The sequence below is a fragment of the Mesorhizobium sp. P2_F8 genome, assembly GCF_056403655.1.
In genome coordinates this window covers 23,355-39,560 of sequence record NZ_JBFUFB010000010.1, presented here as the reverse complement: position 1 = coordinate 39,560, position 16,206 = coordinate 23,355, and the positions used below count along the sequence as shown (strand labels likewise).

Annotated in this window: 14 protein-coding genes; 5 read left to right on the top strand and 9 right to left on the bottom strand. The window is 63.6% G+C overall.

Going from position 1 to position 16,206, the window contains the following annotated elements:
* Complete coding sequence (locus AC1DZP_RS23730) at nucleotides 1-1,332, bottom strand: dihydroorotase (protein WP_477305748.1); 1,332 nt, start codon at nucleotides 1,330-1,332, stop codon at nucleotides 1-3.
* A 73-nt stretch (nucleotides 1,333-1,405) separates the two neighbouring features.
* Between AC1DZP_RS23730 and ygfZ the strand changes: the two genes are divergently transcribed.
* The 3 genes from ygfZ to AC1DZP_RS23715 all read left to right on the top strand — a co-directional run bounded on the left by ygfZ (nucleotide 1,406) and on the right by AC1DZP_RS23715 (nucleotide 5,100).
* A complete protein-coding gene (gene ygfZ / locus AC1DZP_RS23725) occupies nucleotides 1,406-2,263 on the top strand; it encodes a CAF17-like 4Fe-4S cluster assembly/insertion protein YgfZ (protein ID WP_477305746.1) in 858 nt (285 codons plus the stop codon).
* A complete protein-coding gene (locus AC1DZP_RS23720; protein WP_477305744.1) occupies nucleotides 2,263-2,898 on the top strand; it encodes an HD domain-containing protein in 636 nt (211 codons plus the stop codon). Before ygfZ ends, AC1DZP_RS23720 begins: the two co-directional genes overlap by 1 nt.
* Before the next feature lie 63 nt (nucleotides 2,899-2,961).
* Nucleotides 2,962-5,100: a putative bifunctional diguanylate cyclase/phosphodiesterase gene (locus tag AC1DZP_RS23715; protein ID WP_477226252.1), complete on the top strand. Its 2,139-nt coding sequence runs from the start codon at nucleotides 2,962-2,964 to the stop codon at nucleotides 5,098-5,100.
* Nucleotides 5,101-5,114: 14 nt separating this feature from the next.
* Here AC1DZP_RS23715 and AC1DZP_RS23710 read toward each other — a convergent pair whose 3' ends face one another.
* The gene (locus AC1DZP_RS23710) at nucleotides 5,115-6,032 is read right to left on the bottom strand and encodes a LysR family transcriptional regulator (RefSeq protein ID WP_457153770.1); all 918 of its coding nucleotides are present in this window, start codon (nucleotides 6,030-6,032) and stop codon (nucleotides 5,115-5,117) included.
* A gap of 93 nt (nucleotides 6,033-6,125) precedes the next feature.
* Between AC1DZP_RS23710 and AC1DZP_RS23705 the strand changes: the two genes are divergently transcribed.
* Nucleotides 6,126-6,881, top strand: a complete 756-nt coding sequence (locus AC1DZP_RS23705; protein WP_477305743.1) for an SDR family oxidoreductase — start codon at nucleotides 6,126-6,128, stop codon at nucleotides 6,879-6,881.
* Between the two features lie 56 nt (nucleotides 6,882-6,937).
* Here AC1DZP_RS23705 and AC1DZP_RS23700 read toward each other — a convergent pair whose 3' ends face one another.
* Nucleotides 6,938-7,828 carry a fatty acid desaturase family protein gene (locus AC1DZP_RS23700; protein ID WP_457153775.1) on the bottom strand — a complete coding sequence of 297 codons (891 nt, stop codon included), beginning with the start codon at nucleotides 7,826-7,828 and terminating at the stop codon, nucleotides 6,938-6,940.
* Nucleotides 7,829-7,941: 113 nt separating this feature from the next.
* On the opposite strand from AC1DZP_RS23700, the gene AC1DZP_RS23695 reads away from it, so the two are divergent.
* Entirely contained in the window at nucleotides 7,942-8,874 is a 933-nt protein-coding gene (locus AC1DZP_RS23695; RefSeq protein ID WP_457153772.1) for a LysR substrate-binding domain-containing protein, read from the top strand.
* Nucleotides 8,875-8,884: 10 nt separating this feature from the next.
* Here AC1DZP_RS23695 and AC1DZP_RS23690 read toward each other — a convergent pair whose 3' ends face one another.
* The 6 genes from AC1DZP_RS23690 to AC1DZP_RS23665 form a co-directional block, all read right to left on the bottom strand.
* Nucleotides 8,885-9,157 (bottom strand): DUF3303 domain-containing protein, encoded by a 273-nt coding sequence (locus AC1DZP_RS23690; protein WP_457153773.1) that lies wholly within the window; start codon nucleotides 9,155-9,157, stop codon nucleotides 8,885-8,887.
* 17 nt (nucleotides 9,158-9,174) lie between these two features.
* Nucleotides 9,175-10,638, bottom strand: a complete 1,464-nt coding sequence (locus AC1DZP_RS23685; RefSeq protein WP_477226250.1) for a RimK family protein — start codon at nucleotides 10,636-10,638, stop codon at nucleotides 9,175-9,177.
* Entirely contained in the window at nucleotides 10,635-11,741 is a 1,107-nt protein-coding gene (locus tag AC1DZP_RS23680) for a peptidase C39 family protein (protein WP_477305741.1), read from the bottom strand. The genes AC1DZP_RS23685 and AC1DZP_RS23680 overlap by 4 nt, the downstream gene beginning before the upstream one ends.
* A gap of 206 nt (nucleotides 11,742-11,947) precedes the next feature.
* The gene (locus AC1DZP_RS23675) at nucleotides 11,948-12,739 is read right to left on the bottom strand and encodes an anti-sigma factor family protein (RefSeq protein WP_457153972.1); all 792 of its coding nucleotides are present in this window, start codon (nucleotides 12,737-12,739) and stop codon (nucleotides 11,948-11,950) included.
* The gene (locus tag AC1DZP_RS23670; protein WP_457153973.1) at nucleotides 12,736-13,254 is read right to left on the bottom strand and encodes a sigma-70 family RNA polymerase sigma factor; all 519 of its coding nucleotides are present in this window, start codon (nucleotides 13,252-13,254) and stop codon (nucleotides 12,736-12,738) included. The genes AC1DZP_RS23675 and AC1DZP_RS23670 overlap by 4 nt, the downstream gene beginning before the upstream one ends.
* Before the next feature lie 161 nt (nucleotides 13,255-13,415).
* Nucleotides 13,416-16,184, bottom strand: a complete 2,769-nt coding sequence (locus tag AC1DZP_RS23665; protein WP_477226248.1) for a DUF2339 domain-containing protein — start codon at nucleotides 16,182-16,184, stop codon at nucleotides 13,416-13,418.
* Nucleotides 16,185-16,206 lie beyond the last annotated feature (22 nt).

The window sequence follows — 16,206 nt, the reverse complement described above, 5'->3', positions numbered from 1 at the left end:
CTAGCGAGGCAATGCCTCGGAAAACTCCACCGCCCTGCCCTGGCCCGGTGCCACGATCTCGCCTTCCCACATGACGCGGCGGCCGCGAATGATGGTGCCGACCGGCCAGCCGGTGACTTGCTTACCATCATAGGGCGTCCAGCCGGCTTTCGAGCCGGCCTGCGCGTTGGTTATAGTCTCACGCCGCTTCATGTCGACGATCGTGAAATCGGCGTCATAGCCGGCGGCGATGCGACCTTTTCTCGCCATGCCGAAGATGCGCAGCGGACCGTGGCTGGACAGGTCGACAAAGCGCTGCAGCGTCAGCCGGCCGGCGTTGACATGGTCGAGCATGATCGGTACCAGCGTCTGCACACCGGTCATCCCCGACGGCGAGGCCGGATAGGGTTTGGCTTTTTCGGCCAGTGTGTGTGGTGCATGGTCGGAGCCGAGCACGTCGACGATGCCTTGCGCAATGCCATGCCAGACGCCATCGCGGTGTCTGATGTCGCGCACCGGCGGATTCATCTGGATCAGCGTGCCGAGCCGCGCGTAATCGTCAGCCGACAGGGTCAGGTGATGCGGCGTCGCCTCGCAGGTCGCGACATCCTTGTGCTGCTGGAGGAACAGGATCTCCTCGGCCGTCGATATGTGCAGGACATGGATGCGGGCGCGAACAGTGCGCGCGATGCGCACCAGCCGCTCGGTGCAGCGCAAGGCGGCGATCTCATCGCGCCAGATCGGGTGCGATGACGGGTCGCCTTCGATGCGTTCGCCCTGACGCTCGCGCAGCCGGAATTCGTCCTCAGAGTGAAAGGCGGCGCGGCGGCGGGTATTCCTCAGGATCGAAGCGACGCCTTCATCGTCCTCGACCAGGAGGTCGCCGGTGGAGGAGCCCATGAAAACCTTGATCCCGGCCGCACCCGGCAGCCGCTCGAGCTCGCCGACGTCTTTCGCATTCTCGCGGGTGCCGCCAACCCAGAAGGCAAAATCGCAGTGCATGCGACCGCTGCCGCGGCGGACCTTGTCGGCAAGCGCTGCCTCGCTGGTGGTCAGCGGATTGGTGTTGGGCATCTCGAACACGGCGGTGACACCTCCCAACACCGCCGCCCGCGAACCCGTCTCCAGATCTTCCTTGTGCTCCAGTCCCGGCTCGCGGAAATGCACCTGGCTGTCGACGACACCCGGCAGGATGTGCAGGCCGCGGCAGTCGATCGTCTCGCCGGCCGAGGCCTGGCCGAGATCGCCGATGGCAGCGATGCGGCCGTCCTTCACACCGACGTTGCGAGCCCCTTCGCCGTCATGGTTGACCACAGTGCCGCCTGTCAGGATGAGGTCGTAGGTCATGGCCATGCTCTCTTGCGGGGGGAGTGCCAGCGGCTTACGTAAAGGCCGACCGTTTTGCAAGATCAGGCTGCTTTCGCCAATGCCCTTTGCCCAGCTCAAAGACCGCGCGCTCATCTCCGTCTCGGGGCCTGATGCCGAGCATTTCTTGCAGAACATCCTGACCACCGATCTCGACGTATTGACACCCGGCCAAGCAAAACCGGGCGCGCTGCTTTCGCCGCAAGGCAAGATCCTGTTCGATTTCCTGATCTCGCGGGCCGGCGAGAATGCATTCAGGCTCGAATGCCGGGCCGACATTTCAGATGATTTCGTACGCCGGCTGACGCTCTACAAGCTGCGCGCCAAGGTCGAGATTGCCAAAGCGGATCAGGCGCTTGTCACCGTCGCATGGGGAGATGAGTCAACGCCCTCACAATCTGATTCAACGGCGGCCGACACGCGCTTTGCGAACGGCGCAGTCACGCGTTGCTATGGCCAAGCGGATGAGCGCAGCGACCTTGCCGCATGGCAGGCCTCCCGCATCGCCAGCGGCATTGCCGAAAGCGGCAGCGACTACCAACTAGGAGACGCCTTCCCGCACGACGTGCTGCTGGACGAAACCGGCGGCGTCGGTTTCAAGAAGGGCTGCTATGTCGGCCAGGAGGTTGTCTCGCGGATGCAGCATCGCGGCACGGCCAGGCGGCGCGTGCTGATCGTCCAGGCCGGACTTCCCCTGCCCGCCGCGGGCACCGAACTGACCGTCGAGGGACGGCCGGTCGGCACGCTTGGCTCGAACGCCGGCACGATCGGGCTCGCCATTGCCCGCATCGACAGGGTCAAGGCGGCGCTCGACGCCGGCCAGCCGATCATGGCGGGCGACGTGCCGGTTGCCGTGACCATCCCCGCCTGGGCGAAGTTCAGCTTTCCGCAGGAAGCCGTCAGCGCGGAGGAGGCCTGATGGCGGCCGATCGCGTCGGCGCGCCGCCACGCGCCTGGCAGCGCATGCTGTCCGGCCGCCGGCTCGACCTGCTCGACCCCTCGCCGCTCGACATCGAGATTTCGGACATCGCGCATGGGCTCGCCCGCGTTGCCCGCTGGAACGGCCAGACCAGAGGCGAGCACGCCTTTTCGGTCGCCCAGCACTCGCTGCTTGTCGAGGCGCTGTTTTGCGACCTGGTGCCTGCGGCTTCGACCGACGCCCGGCTGGCGGCGCTGCTGCACGATGCCCCCGAATATGTCATCGGCGACATGATCTCGCCGTTCAAATCGGTGATGGGCGGCAGCTACAAGGACTGTGAATTGCGATTGCAGCGCGCCATCCATCTGCGCTTCTCGTTGCCGCCGGAACCAGCTGCTGCGTTGCGCAAGGAGATCAAGCGCGCCGACCAGATCGCCGCCTATTTCGAAGCAACGCTGCTTGCCGGTTTTTCGACTGCCGAGGCGACCGAATTCTTCGGCCGTCCGCGCGGTTTCAATGCCGATCGCTTCGATTTCACGCCACGCTCGGTGACCTCAGCGCAAAATGCGTTCCTGAAGCGCTTTTCGGCAATCGAGAAGTCGCGCCACCAGGTTCCAGCACCCGTGATCGGCTGAAAAACGCTAAATTAACCGGCGGCGACCACACTAGCCCGTTCGATCACGATCCGCAGGCGCCTTATGCCCGTCGCTGATGCCAAGGATGGTTCGACCGTCCCGGAACCGGGGGCCGAAGGCATGGATCGGCCGCGCTCCATTGAAGACGAACTGCGCGAACAGAACGAACGCTTTTCGGCTGCGGTCGAGAACATGTCGCATGGGCTGTGCATGTTCGACGCCGACGAGCGCATGATTATTTGCAACGTCAACTACATCAACATCTTCTGCCTCGACCCCAAGGTGATGCGGCCCGGCATCCGGTTCCTCGACATCCTGCGCCACAGCGTCGACATCGGCATCGCCTCGCAAAGCGCCGAAGAACTCTACGCCATCCGCAAGCCCTATATCGACCAGGCCAAAGCCTCGACCTACGAGGAGACGCTGTCGGACGGTCGTATCATCAACATCTCGCATCGCCCGCTGGCTTCGGGCGGTTGGGTCTCCATCTACGAGGACATCACCGAACAGCGACGCGCAGAACGGGATCTCAAGGAGCAGCATCGCCGCTTCGACGCAGCACTTGCCAACATGTCGCAAGGCCTGCTGATGTATGACGCCGACGGCAGGCTGATCGTGCGCAACCAACGCATTCTGGAGCTCTATGGTGTCAGCGAGGCAGACCTTCCGCTGGGCATGGGTCTGCGCGAACTCCTTGAGCGGCTTGTACGCCTGGGTGTCTATCCGCCCATCGATATCGATGGCGAGGTCCTCAAAACTGAAGCCCGCCTGCAGATCGGCCAGACGCGATCGACCCCTCGTCAGCTTGCCGACGGACGAACGCTGATGATCGCGCGTCGGCCGATGAGTGGTGGCGGCTGGGTCGCCACGTTCGACGACGTCACCGAAAGCAGGCTGGTCGAGGAGCGCATGACCCATCTTGCGCATCACGACACGCTGACCGGACTGCCCAACCGTTCGATGCTTCGCGAACGGCTCGACCAGGCGCTGGAGGATGCGACTTCACCGCTGGCGATCTTCTCTCTCGATCTCGACCGCTTCAAGGCGATCAACGACACCTTGGGGCATCCGGCCGGCGACTGGCTGCTGAAAAGCGTGGCCGAGAGGCTGCGGCGTTGCCTGCGCGATGAAACAGACATCGTCGCCCGTTTCGGCGGTGACGAGTTCGTCATCATCCAGTCCAACTTCAAAGACCTTGCCGACGCGGAAAAGCTGGCGAAACGTATCGTCGAGGCGATCGCACAACCGTTTCGCGACAAGAGCCGGGAGATGCATGTCGGCATCAGCCTTGGCATCGCCGTTTTCCCCGACGACGGCAGGGATGCCGATACGCTGCTGAAGAACGCCGACACGGCGCTGTACCGGGCGAAGAGCGAAGGACGCAACCTTTACCGATTCTTCGAGCCAGCAATGGACGCCACGGTGCAGGCGCGCCGGGCGCTTGAGGTCGACCTTGAGACAGCGTTGCCGCGCCACGAATTCGATCTCGATTTCCAGCCCATCATGAACATAGGCTCCGGCGGGATCGTCGGCGCGGAAGCCTTGATGCGCTGGCATTCGCCGACACGCGGCACGGTGGCGCCGGACAACTTTATTCCCGTCGCCGAAGAAACCGGGCTGATCGTGCCGCTTGGCGAGTGGGCATTGAGGAAAGCCTGCGTGGCGGCGGCAAGTTGGCCTTCCCTGCGCATTGCGGTCAATGTCTCGGCCGTGCAGCTCAAAAGCGGCGGCTTTGCCCGCAGCGTCATCTCGGCGCTGGCCTTCTCCGGCGTCCCGGCCAGCCGGCTCGAACTGGAAATCACCGAAACCGTGCTGATGGACGAAAGCGAGACCGTGCTGAAGACGTTGCGTCAATTGCGAGGGCTGGGCATCCGCATTGCGCTCGACGATTTCGGCACCGGCTATTCCTCGCTCGGCTATCTCCGGCGTTTTCCGGTCGACAAGATCAAGATCGACCGTTCGTTCATCCGCGACATCGGCAATCGCGACACAGCAGCAATCGTTCGCACCATTATCGGGCTGGGCGCCGAGCTCGGCATCACGGTCACCGCCGAGGGTGTCGAGACCGAGATGCAGTTTGACTTTCTGCGCGTCAATGGCTGTGTCGAAGCGCAGGGCTATCTGATCGGGTTGCCGTCAAGGGCGGCGGATATTCAGCGCCTGCTGATGCCAACCGTCGCCGCCTTCGGGCAATCCGGTTGAACCGGCGGTACCCGCTATTTCGGCCCTGGCCAACTTGGCTGTGACAGATGCGCGGCCATGAAACCGGCGACGGCTTCGACCTTGGCGGGGCGCGAGCGTGCTGAGGGCGTGACGAAATACAGCGCGCCCCTCGGCAAAGTCCAGTCGGTCAGGATCGCTTCCAGGCGCCCATCGGCAAGGTATTCGCCGGCAATGAATTCCGGCAGCTCGGCAATCGCCATTCCGGCCAGCACTGTTGGAACCAGCGCGTCAGAATTGGTCACCCGCAATGGCCCGGAGGGCGTGACGGCCTCCCTGTCACCCGCGGCATTGCTGAAATGCCAGACGTCCTGCCGAGGACGATAGGCATAGCCAAGGCAATGATGCGCGTCGAGGTCGCGCGGCGTGCCTGGACGGCCATACCGGGCGAGATAGGTCGGTGCCGCGACGATGAACGGAGCAATGCTGCACAGGCGCCGCGCAACCAGCGAGGAATCCGGCAGGACGGCAATCCGGAGTGCTGCATCGAACCCATCACCGACCAGGTCGACGACCGCATCGCTCAGATGCATATCGATCGACACGTCGGGGTAGAGTTTGAAGAAATCAGGAAGCAACGGCGCAACGCACCGCAGCCCAAACGACATCGGCACGGCCAGACGTACAAGGCCGCGCGGACTGGCCGACAGCTCGCGTGCCGCATTCTCGGCATCCTCCGCGTCACGGTAGAGGCGCGACGCCCGCTCGGCGAGACGATGACCAAAATCCGTGAGGGCGAGACGCCGCGACGTGCGGTTGAAAAGCCGCGCGCCAAGCCGCTCCTCCAGTCGGCTGACGCCACGCGATACTGTCGCCACCGACAGGCCGAGCACGCGCGCGGCGGCAGCAAAGGACCGCTCCTCCGCGACTTTGGCGAACATGGCCAATCCTTCGAAGTCCGGAACTTTCGACATCACCAATCCTGCAACGATTGTTTGCAAACATTGCTATTTCGAAAAGAACTACCTGTCCATATGTCTCTGTCACCGACAACAGGAGTGACGAAAATGACACGGAAACTCGAAGGAAAGATCGCCGTGGTTACCGGCGGCAGCAGCGGCATCGGCCTTGGCATCGCCAAGCGCTTCGCCTCTGAAGGCGCCCATGTCTACATCACCGGACGGCGCCAGGCCGAGATCGACAAGGCCGTCACGGCAATCGGGAAGAACGCCACCGGCATCCAGGCCGACTCGACCAGTTTCGCCGATCTCGACCGACTCTATTCCAAAGTGAAAGCGCAAAGCGGCCGGATCGACGTGCTCTCGGTCAATGCTGGCGGCGGTTCCATGCTGCCGCTCGGGCAGATCAGCGAACAGCACTATGATGAAACATTCGACCGCAACGTCAAAGCCGTGCTGTTCACCGTGCAGAAGGCGCTTGGATTGCTGGTGGACGGTGCATCGGTGATCCTGACTGGTTCGACCACCGGCTCAACTGGCGCGGCGGCGTTCAGCGTCTATGGCGCGTCGAAGGCGGCCCTGCGCAATTTTGCCCGCAGCTGGATTCTCGACCTGAAGGAGCGGCAAATCCGCGTCAACATTCTCAGTCCCGGTCCGACCCGTACAACGGGTCTCGCCGAGCTTGCCGGACCTGAGGCCGAACACCAGAAGGGTTTGCTCGATTTCCTTGCCAACCAGGTGCCAATGGGCCGGCTCGGCGATCTCGATGAGATCGGCAAGGCGGCCGTGTTCCTGGCCTCGGACGATTCCAGCTTTGTCACCGGCGCCGAGCTGTTCGTCGACGGCGGTATTGCGCAAATCTAGCCGTCGTACCGGTCGCGTCTTCAAGCAGGGCGCGACCGGTATGCAACCGCGCAGCATCAGCGCAATGTCTCGATGTATTTTTCGTGGAAGCTGACATAGCCCGGTTCGACAATCTTCAGATGCCGCTCGATCAGCGCATGAAACTCCGGCAATTGATGAAACGGCACGCCGGGATAGGCATGATGCTCGGCATGGAACGGCATGTTCCACGCCAGCTTGCGCACCAGCCAATTGGTCAGCGTGGTCCTGGTGTTCTCCAACATGTTGGCGACGAATGGACAACGGCCATGCTCGGCCAAGAGATAGAGGCGCAGAAATGGCTGCCCGAGCAAGGCCGGCACGATCCAGACGTAGAGGAGCACCGTAAGCCGGAAATAGACGGCCAGCAGAATGACCCCGGTATAGAAGGCAAGCATGGCTTGCGCCTCGACGCGCACCTTGGCGTAGCCTTTTGGCGGCACATAGCCTTCCCGGCCGCGGCCCTTCGCATTGCCACAAAGCGTCTTGAGGTGCCCCCACCACACCGGGATGCCGGAGACATGGACGAGGTATTGCCTCCATGTCTCCGGTTTGGGGAAAGCCAGTTCCGGATCATTGTCCGGGTCCTGGGTGTATCGATGGTGGGCGAAATGGAAATAGCGGAACCAGTCCGCAGGCAGCCCGATCGCCAGGCTGCACACCCGCGCCACGGCATCGTTCAGCCACTGCGTTTCGAAGGCCGTGCGATGCACCGTCTCGTGCAGCAGCGTGAACAGGAAGACGATCAGGATGCCTTGCGGCAGCATCAGCAGCGGCCAGAACGGGACCTTGGCGGCGATCAGCGATCCGATGATGATGATCGCACCCCAATGAGCACCAAGTTGGACAAGGCCCGCGACGTCTGATTTGGCGGTCAGGCGATTGCGCTCTTGCTGCGTCAACGATGCGATTACGTCGCGATGGTCCACTGGCGTCATCCGGAGTTCGAAAATGTCGACGCCCATATCGTATTCAACAAGAAAGCTTTCTGAAAACGATGAATTATGCGATTTAGATAAGGTCAACTTATCTATCGGGCAGCATGATCGCTTTTCCATCCTTGCGCGGACTCCAGGCTTTCGAAGCGGCGGCGCGTTCCGGCAGCTTTGCCGCGGCAGCCCAGGAGCTGTCCATCTCGGCTGCCGCGGTCAGCCAGCTGATCCGGACCATCGAGGACCAGATGGGCCGCAAGCTGTTCAACCGGGTCAACCGCCGCGTCGTCCTCACCGACGCCGGCAGGGAAATACTGCCTCGGCTGACAACGGCATTCGGTGAGATCGGCAGCGTGTCACGCGAACTGGGCGGCGCCGAGTTCCGCTCCCGGCTCGTCGTGTCAGTCCCGCCATCCATGGCGATGGGCTGGTTGTCGTCGCGTCTGGCGGGCTTTGTCGCGGCCCACGGCGCTGTCGACATATCGCTCAGAGGCGAAGACGACCCGGTATCGTTCGACCGCGACCTGATCGACATCCGCCTTTCCTATGGCCGTTCGCACTATCGCGACCAGGCAACGGAAGACATCGCCAGGGATGCCGTCTACCCCGTTTGCGCCCCTGATCTCGTTGCGACGAACAGATATCTGGACGGTACCGCCCTCACCGGTCTGCCGCTGATCCACACCGACTGGGGCCCAACGGGCGCGTCGTTCCCGTCCTGGCGCAACTGGTTCGAAGCGATGGGCATCGAGCCTGGCCGGGCAGCGCAACGCGGCCTTTCGGCGAATTCGTCACGGGCCGCCCTTGATCTTGCCATTTCCGGCCTTGGCGTGGCGCTGGCGCAAGGGGTCTACTGTGCCGAAGCGCTGGAAGACGGCCGGCTGGTCAGGCCGCTGGCCCAGGCGCTGGAGCTGCGCCAGCCTTATTGCCTGACAATCCCGGAACGCAGCGCGAGACGCGATGTGGTGGCGGCATTTCGCCAGTGGCTGATCGAGGAATGCGTGCGCACGGTCAAATCGCCGGCGCTGACCGAGGGCCGTTGACTGCCGCCTCTCAGAGGTGCCCGCTCAATGCCTCCACCATGTCCTTGTTCGTCGCCACGGGAACGATCTCGAACTCCACCAGATCGGCCCATTCGATGACCCAGCGCTGCAGCAGCGTGACGTCATCAGCCTCCACCAGCAGGAAGCAGCGGCTCATATCCGCCGCGATCCAGCTATGGTGCACGAGCAACTCGTCCGGCTTCAGGCGGCCGCGATCGCTGAAGCGACGGTAGATATCCTTGCGATCGCAACCGCGAAAGTCCTCGATCACGACGAACAGCATATCCACCCCCGATCAAATTAGCGCCCCGGCCGGTCCAGCCGCTCCAGGAACCACTGCGTCAGCCGCACCCAGACCTCGTCCTTTTCGCCGGAATCTTCCCAGCCATGGTCGAGGTTCGGATTGTCGTTGACCTCGATGACGAAGACGCCATCTTTGGTTTCCTTGAGGTCGACGCCATAGAGCCCGTCACCGATGCAGCGCGCCGCCTTCACCGCCGTCTCGACGACATGCGCCGGGGTTTCCTTCAGCGTGAAGGTCTTGATGCCGCCCTGGTCGGGTTTGCCGTTGGCCTTGTGGTTGACGATCTGCCAGTGCTTCTTGGCCATCAGATAGTGGACGGCAAACAGGGGCTGGCCGCCGAGCACGCCGACACGCCAGTCATATTCGGTCGGAATGAACTTCTGCGCGATCAGAAGATCGGAATCCTCCAGCCATTCCGTGGCGAGCGTCTTCAACTCCTCGAAGTCAGCGCATTTCTTGACGCCGCGCGAGAACGACGAATCGGGGATCTTCAACACCAGCGGAAAGCCGAGCGTCTGCGCCGCCAGTTCGAGATCCGAGCTGCCGGCGATCATCACCGTCGGCGGCACCGGCACCTTGTTGTAGGCCATCAGCTCGTTGAGATAGACCTTGTTGGTGCAGCGGATCATCGACAGTGGATCGTCGATCACCGGCATGCCTTCCTGCTGGGCACGGCGGGCGAAACGATAGGTGTGGTTGGAGATCGAGGTGGTCTCGCGGATGAACAGCGCGTCGTAGTTGGCGAGCTTGGCGAGGTCCCGCTTGGTGATCGGCTCGATTTCGACGCCCATCTTTTCGGCGATCTTGGCCCAGTAGCGCAGCGACGAGATCTCCGACGGAGGCAATTCCTCATGCGGATCGACCAGCGTGGCGAAGGTGTAGCGCGCCGGCGTGCGGCCCTTGGTGTCGCGCCACTCGCGGTTGGTGTAGGTCTCCAGGCACTGGATGAAGCTTTTTTCTTCATCCTCGGTCATCCGCGCCAGCGGATGGAAGCCGATCTTGCGGATCGAAGCCCATTCGGCGCTGTCCTTGATGTGGACTTCGAGTGCCGGTGCGCGGAACCAGTCGAACAACAGCTTGGCGAACCGGTCCCAGATTTTCGACGGGCCGATGCCGAAGAAGATGCAGACCTTGGTTGGAAAGGCGCCGCCGAGATCCTTGCGACATTTGTTGAGTGCCAGTTCCAGTTCGGGCAACGCATGTTCGTAGAGCTTGCGCTCCGACAGGTCGATCATCGTCTCGACGGTCGGAATGACCTTGTGGCCGCGCGAGCCCGCCAGCAGCGAGGCGTAGTAGCCGCGGCTCTGGTAGCCGTAATTGTTCGACAGGTTGATGACCTTCGGCCGCTGGCCGCGAAACAGCGACGGATGCGCAAGATAGTCACGGTTGGTGATGATCTTGTGCGGTGTCGCCACCTGGTCGAGATCGCTCTGCCGGCCGGTAAGGATGACCCAGGTCATTGTCTGTCGCGCTTTCCCAGAGTGATGGCGGCACGCAGTCCGTCGCGGCCGAACTGCGCCATGTTCATGAAGATGCCGTACGGCACGGGAATGTTGGCGGCATCAAGGATGGTCTCCTGTCTTTCGTCCTCGACCCATGGATCGTGGATCAGGATATGGTCGCCGTCATCGCCGATCGCCAGCACCCAGTGCGGCACCTTCTTGCCGAACATAAGGAAACCGCTGATCAGCACCAGCACCAGTTTTCCCTCCGCGATCGCGGCGCGAATGTCGTCGATGGTGAATGGACGGTAATTCACCGGGATGCCGTAAAGTTCCGCGCGGCGGCGAAAGTCGACCTGGGCCAGTTCCATCACCCGGCGCTTGTCCTCGCTGCGCACCGACTGCAGGAACAGCGCGCCGTAGAACGAAACATAGATCTCCGCCGCGAGCCCGCTTTCGTAGCCCGAGACAGCGAGGCCGAACGGTTCGCAGCCACCGGGTCCCGACATCATGAAGACAGTCGTCGCCTCGCGCCACAGTCGGATTTCCATGACCGGATCCGGCACGAAGCCGCGATCGAAATTGGCCATCGCCATCATCAGGCAGCATGGGCCGCAAGTGAATTCGCAGGTCTGCTGGTAGAACGGCACCTTGGTGGCGATCGGAATGTCACCGCGCAAGGTCTTTTCATAGCGAAGCGCTGTCTCGCCGTCCTCGTAGTAGCCGGATTCGCGGCCGATCTTGCGATAGCGGGCCTGCTCATAGATGCGGATGGCCCGGCTGTTGTCTTCGCGCACCTCGAGACGCAGCATCATACGGCCGTGCTCGAAGGCGGCCTCTTCCGCTGATCCGAGCAGCATGCGGCCAACACCCAGTCCCCCGAAGAAGGGACCGGTGGCGATCGAGTAGAGACGTGCCACGCCGCTGCCCTTGCGAAACAGCACGATCGCATAGCCGGCCACGCGGCCATCGATTTCAGCGACCAGCGTCTCGGCGGTTTCGCGCTCGATGAACAGGCGGAAGGAGCGGCGGGAAATACGGTCGCTTTGGAAAACAGCTTTCTCGACGGCGGCGAGATCATCGACGTCAGACGCGCGGGCCGTGCGGATCTCGGCAGGCATGCGGGTTGAGAAAACCTCGATTGGTGGTGGGAAATGCCCTACTGGAAAACGTTCAAGACATCAGCCGAAATACTGATGACCACAAAGCGCTATCGCACCTCGAATAGGGCCGAATTGTGACAGATTCGGCGGCAACCTGGCGATGCAAAACGCTTTGAACAGGATCACTATTTATGGACTGGCGTCGCCATCAAGGCGGCGCCTTTTCAACTGGCCAGGCCAGCCAGAAGTTGGCCATAGGCGCTCTTTGCCACGACGGCCAATTGCTCGCTTGGCAGCGAACCGACGACGGCGCAGCCATAGCCCTTGTCCAGCCAGTAGACGGCCTGGGGACCGTCTTGCGCCGATGCATAGGTGCCCTTGGCATTCTGCGCCGATTGCGCCGTGACGAAGAGAGATATGCGCTCGCCCTTGTCGTCCTCGTAGAGCAGCATCGCGGCCTTGCTTTCTCCGGCCGGCAACAACCGGCCGCCGACCAGCTGGAAACCGTTCGCGGTCAGGTCCGGTGCCACCAGCTTCAACCCGACACGGTTGGACAGCCAGGTCTGGAGATGATCCTTGTCGCTGGCCGGCACCTCGACCGCATGCCGCTTTTCGGCGGCGAAGACGACGTGGGCCGCGATTGCCTGTTCGGCCAGTTGATCTTCGGCCGGATTCTCCTGTCCGATGCGGTCGATGCCGGCAAGGTAGCCGCCAAGCCCGCCGGCGACCACAAGAACGGCCGCCGCGGCGGCAAGCCACCAGCGCGAGCGCGAGGCCGCAGCCTTGACCGGCGTCTCGCCGAACACGACCTTGCGCAACCGCACTGGGACGGGTTCGTCCAGCACGCCGGCGAAGGCGGCGCGCAATGCCGTGCGATCGGCGGTGAAACGGGCGCTCCTGGCCTTCATCTCGGGATTGGCGTCGAGCCAGGCATCATAGGCGGCGCGCTCGTCAGCCGGCAGCTCGCCATCGATCGCCATGTGGATGTCACGTTCGGAGAAGTCGCGGCGGATCATTTCTCGACGATCCTTATTGCGCGACGGCGCGCCGTGTCGTCCAGCAGCCCGCGCAATTCCTCACGCCCGCGCGCAATGCGCGACATCAGCGTGCCTGCGGGGACGCCCAGAATGTTGGCGGCTTCGGCATAGGAAAACCCTTCGATGGCGACCATGACAAGAGCCGCACGGCGGTCGGGGCTGATTGCCTGCAATGCGTCGATGATCTCGCGCGAAGCGATGCTCTCCACCTGCTCGGCAGGCTGGGCCACCGCCTCGCCTGCTTCCAGCGGAAGCATCGTCGCCTCGCCGCGTCGGTTCACCTTGCGCATCTGGTCGATGAACAAATGATGCATGATCGTAAACAGCCACCTCCTGGGGCTTTCTCCCGTCTGCCAGTTGTCGAGCCGGACAAGCGCCCGCTCGAGACAATCCTGAACGAGATCGTCGGCAGCATCGCGGTCGCGCACAAGCGAGCGTGCGTAGCGGCGCAGTCGCGGTATTTCGCCAAGGATTGCTGCCTTCTTTTCGTGCATGACCGCTGGTTCTGGGTCGCCCTTGTTGATCCGATATTGAACGCGCCTTCTCGGCGCGGCGCAAGCGGCCAGCGCGAAGCGGTCCGCCGCCCCGGTCACCCAAGCAATGAGATAACGAGATGACGGGCCGTTTTATTCCCGGCTAAATTGAGTTCCTGTCGTCACTGCTCTCCGACCGATATTTTCTCTCTTGCCGCCCGCGTCAGCAGGCGCTGGTAGAACAGGCCGATGCCGATCAGCACGGCGCCAAGGCCGATGAAGGACAACGCCCGCAACACGCCTTCCAGCTCCGACATGTCGAAGACAAAGACCTTCAGCACTGCGACCGAGATCAGCACGGCCGAGGCAATGCGCAGCACCTGCGATTTCAGCCAGACGCCGGCGGTGAGCAACGCCACGCCGATCACCAACCACAGCGCCGAATAGGTGTAGGTTTCCAGCTGGCCGAGGCCGCTCCACAGGCCAATGAACTCGCCCTTGAACAGACGCCGCACCGACAGGGTGGCGTAGGCGAAGGCAAGCACGGCCGCCACCAGCGCCAGCATCTGCGCATACCATTTCGGCCGCTTGTCCCTGGCATAGAGCGCCAGTCCGCCGGCAGCGATGGCCGGCAGGAGATAGGCGAGGAACAACAGGTTGAAGACCGGGATCTGGCCTGTCGATTCGTCGGTGAACAACGGGTTCAGCACCACGAAATGCCGGATGACGATGAAGGCCACCGAAACCACGCCCGCCGCCATCGAGCCATAGCGCAGCACAGAGCTTGGCGAGCGCATGTCGATGGCGACAAGGATGGCGCCGGCGCCAATGGCGATCAGCGTGTAGATCGCCTGCTCGGCGAGCGTCATCGCACCCGTGTCGATGACGCCGCCATGCATGGCGTGGCGCACCAGCATGGCGAGCGTGAGCAGCGCAAACAGTGCCGCCGCCGCTTCCATGGCGAGGCGTGGGCGGCCGTTGGTGGTGCGGGCAAGCTGCCAGGCGGCGAAACCGAAGGCGAGCGCCGGCACGCCGTAGCCCGGCAGCAGCCAGTTGAAGACCGGCGTCGTCGACAGGAACTCTGCGCCGACAATGGTCGGGTCAAAGGCGACGCGGCCAAGCACGGCAATCACCGCGCCAACCGAAATCCAGCCGAGCACCGGATAGGAACGCCAGCGCGTCGCCAGCGTCGGCACGATCGCCGCTGCGCCGAGCAGGATGGTGGTCCAGCCGGAATTGAACGCCATATGCAGCATCAGGAGGCCGGCGACGGCCGCACCGCCCAGGGCAAACGACACCGCCACGCCGCCGGTGAGAGGCGGCTCTTCGCTGCGTGCGATCCACTCGCTGCCGGCCGTGAAAACCACGACCAGCAGTGCTGCGGCGGCGGCGTAGACAAAGTCGCGATCGAGATTGCCGAAGGTGAACCAGAGCGCCAGCAGGACGAGCAGCGGCACGATGACGCCCCACGCCGCCCATGAGGCCGCGCGGATCTGTGTCGCGGCGGCGAACCTGCGGGCGGCCCAGAAGCCGGCGCCTATGAAGACCAGGCCAAGCGCGATGCCGATACGCAATGTCAGCGCGTTGGACGTGGCCACCGGCAAGCCATCGACGCCCAGAGCGCCGGCCGAGAAGTCGGAGGCGATCGAAGTCGGCGGGATGATGCCGAGATAGATCATCACCGTCACCAGTCCTGCGGCATAGAGGAGCGGCAGCGCCAGTGGGCGATAAAGCGCGACGGCCACCATTGCGGCGATCAGCACGGCGCCCGGCAAGGCATCGCCGGCTGCGGCGAAGACCGGGTCGACTGACAGGCCGAGCGCCGAGAATGCGACGAAGAGGCCAGGCACGATGGACGGCCAGTCGAAAGCCCTGGCTGGTCCGGCCTCGTCGCCACGACGGCCGAGCCAGACAAACGCAAGTACCGCCAGCGTGACGGCGTCGATGAACAGGATGGTGGAGAGGTTCGCGCCCGGCGCATCGGTCATGTAGAGGATGGTCCAGACACCGGTGCCGAAAAAGGCGGCCGCCATCAGCAACGTCCAGTCGCGCATGCGGGCGATGACGCCGGTGGCGGCAAGCACGATCGCGAGATAGCCGAACAGCGCCCAGGGATTGGGCGCCTGCGAGGCAACCAGCATCGGCGTCACCATGGCGCCGACGAGGCCAATGCCGGCCAGCGCCTGACCATGGACCAGGGCTGCCGCAATGGTCGCCACGCCAATGGCGCCGAGCAGCGTGAAGGCGAGCGCCGGGCCGATGAAGCCGTAAATGCCATGGGCGGCATAGACGGTGCCGAACAGGATGAAGGCACCGGCCGCTGTCAGGATCGCTGGAATATAGGCGCCGGCAACGCCTTGCACCGGCACCTTGAAGCCGGTGCGGCGGATGAACTCGCCGCCGGCGACCAGCACCAGGCCGAGAACAGCGGCCATGGTCAGCCGCACGCCGGGGCCGAAAATGCCGGCCTCGATGGTGTAGCGGATCAGGAACAGGCCACCCAGCGCCAGCGCGATGCCGCCGACCCAGACCGCCCAGCGGGTGCCGAGTGCCGTTTCGACATCCGACTGGCGGGCGGCTTTCGCTGCCGCGGCCGGCTCGGCAGGTTCTGCTGCCTTCGGCGCCGCATCACTTGGCGCCCATGGCCCGGACACGGCCTCGCCGGTTGGAACTTCCGCCTCGGCAACCGGTGCCTGCGCAGCGACCGCCTCGCTCACCGCCGGCAGGACGATATCGGCCGCGGCCGCAACGGCCGGAGCCACATCGGCGGGCGGCGCGCTGTCGGCGGTTGCCTGTTCGGACGGCTTGGCCGCCAGCGGCGCGGCGCCCGAAAGGACAAAGCTGCGCAGCGCGCCAAGCTCGCGCTCGATCAGGCCGATGCGGTTCTGCTGGCGCGAAATGATGACGAACAAGGCGATGATGGCGACAAGGCCGATCAGGCTTTCAAACATGGCGGTTCCCCCAAACCGGGCC

Excerpts from the sequence above, each read along its gene's own strand:
- AC1DZP_RS23730 (WP_477305748.1), bottom strand. The coding sequence starts at position 1,332 with ATGGCCATGACCTACGACCTCATCCTGACAGGCGGCACTGTGGTCAAC.
- ygfZ (WP_477305746.1), top strand. The coding sequence starts at position 1,406 with ATGCCCTTTGCCCAGCTCAAAGACCGCGCGCTCATCTCCGTCTCGGGG.
- AC1DZP_RS23720 (WP_477305744.1), top strand. The coding sequence starts at position 2,263 with ATGGCGGCCGATCGCGTCGGCGCGCCGCCACGCGCCTGGCAGCGCATG.
- AC1DZP_RS23715 (WP_477226252.1), top strand. The coding sequence starts at position 2,962 with ATGCCCGTCGCTGATGCCAAGGATGGTTCGACCGTCCCGGAACCGGGG.
- AC1DZP_RS23710 (WP_457153770.1), bottom strand. The coding sequence starts at position 6,032 with ATGTCGAAAGTTCCGGACTTCGAAGGATTGGCCATGTTCGCCAAAGTC.
- AC1DZP_RS23705 (WP_477305743.1), top strand. The coding sequence starts at position 6,126 with ATGACACGGAAACTCGAAGGAAAGATCGCCGTGGTTACCGGCGGCAGC.
- AC1DZP_RS23695 (WP_457153772.1), top strand. The coding sequence starts at position 7,942 with ATGATCGCTTTTCCATCCTTGCGCGGACTCCAGGCTTTCGAAGCGGCG.
- AC1DZP_RS23690 (WP_457153773.1), bottom strand. The coding sequence starts at position 9,157 with ATGCTGTTCGTCGTGATCGAGGACTTTCGCGGTTGCGATCGCAAGGAT.
- AC1DZP_RS23685 (WP_477226250.1), bottom strand. The coding sequence starts at position 10,638 with ATGACCTGGGTCATCCTTACCGGCCGGCAGAGCGATCTCGACCAGGTG.
- AC1DZP_RS23680 (WP_477305741.1), bottom strand. The coding sequence starts at position 11,741 with ATGCCTGCCGAGATCCGCACGGCCCGCGCGTCTGACGTCGATGATCTC.
- AC1DZP_RS23675 (WP_457153972.1), bottom strand. The coding sequence starts at position 12,739 with ATGATCCGCCGCGACTTCTCCGAACGTGACATCCACATGGCGATCGAT.
- AC1DZP_RS23670 (WP_457153973.1), bottom strand. The coding sequence starts at position 13,254 with ATGCACGAAAAGAAGGCAGCAATCCTTGGCGAAATACCGCGACTGCGC.
- AC1DZP_RS23665 (WP_477226248.1), bottom strand. The coding sequence starts at position 16,184 with ATGTTTGAAAGCCTGATCGGCCTTGTCGCCATCATCGCCTTGTTCGTC.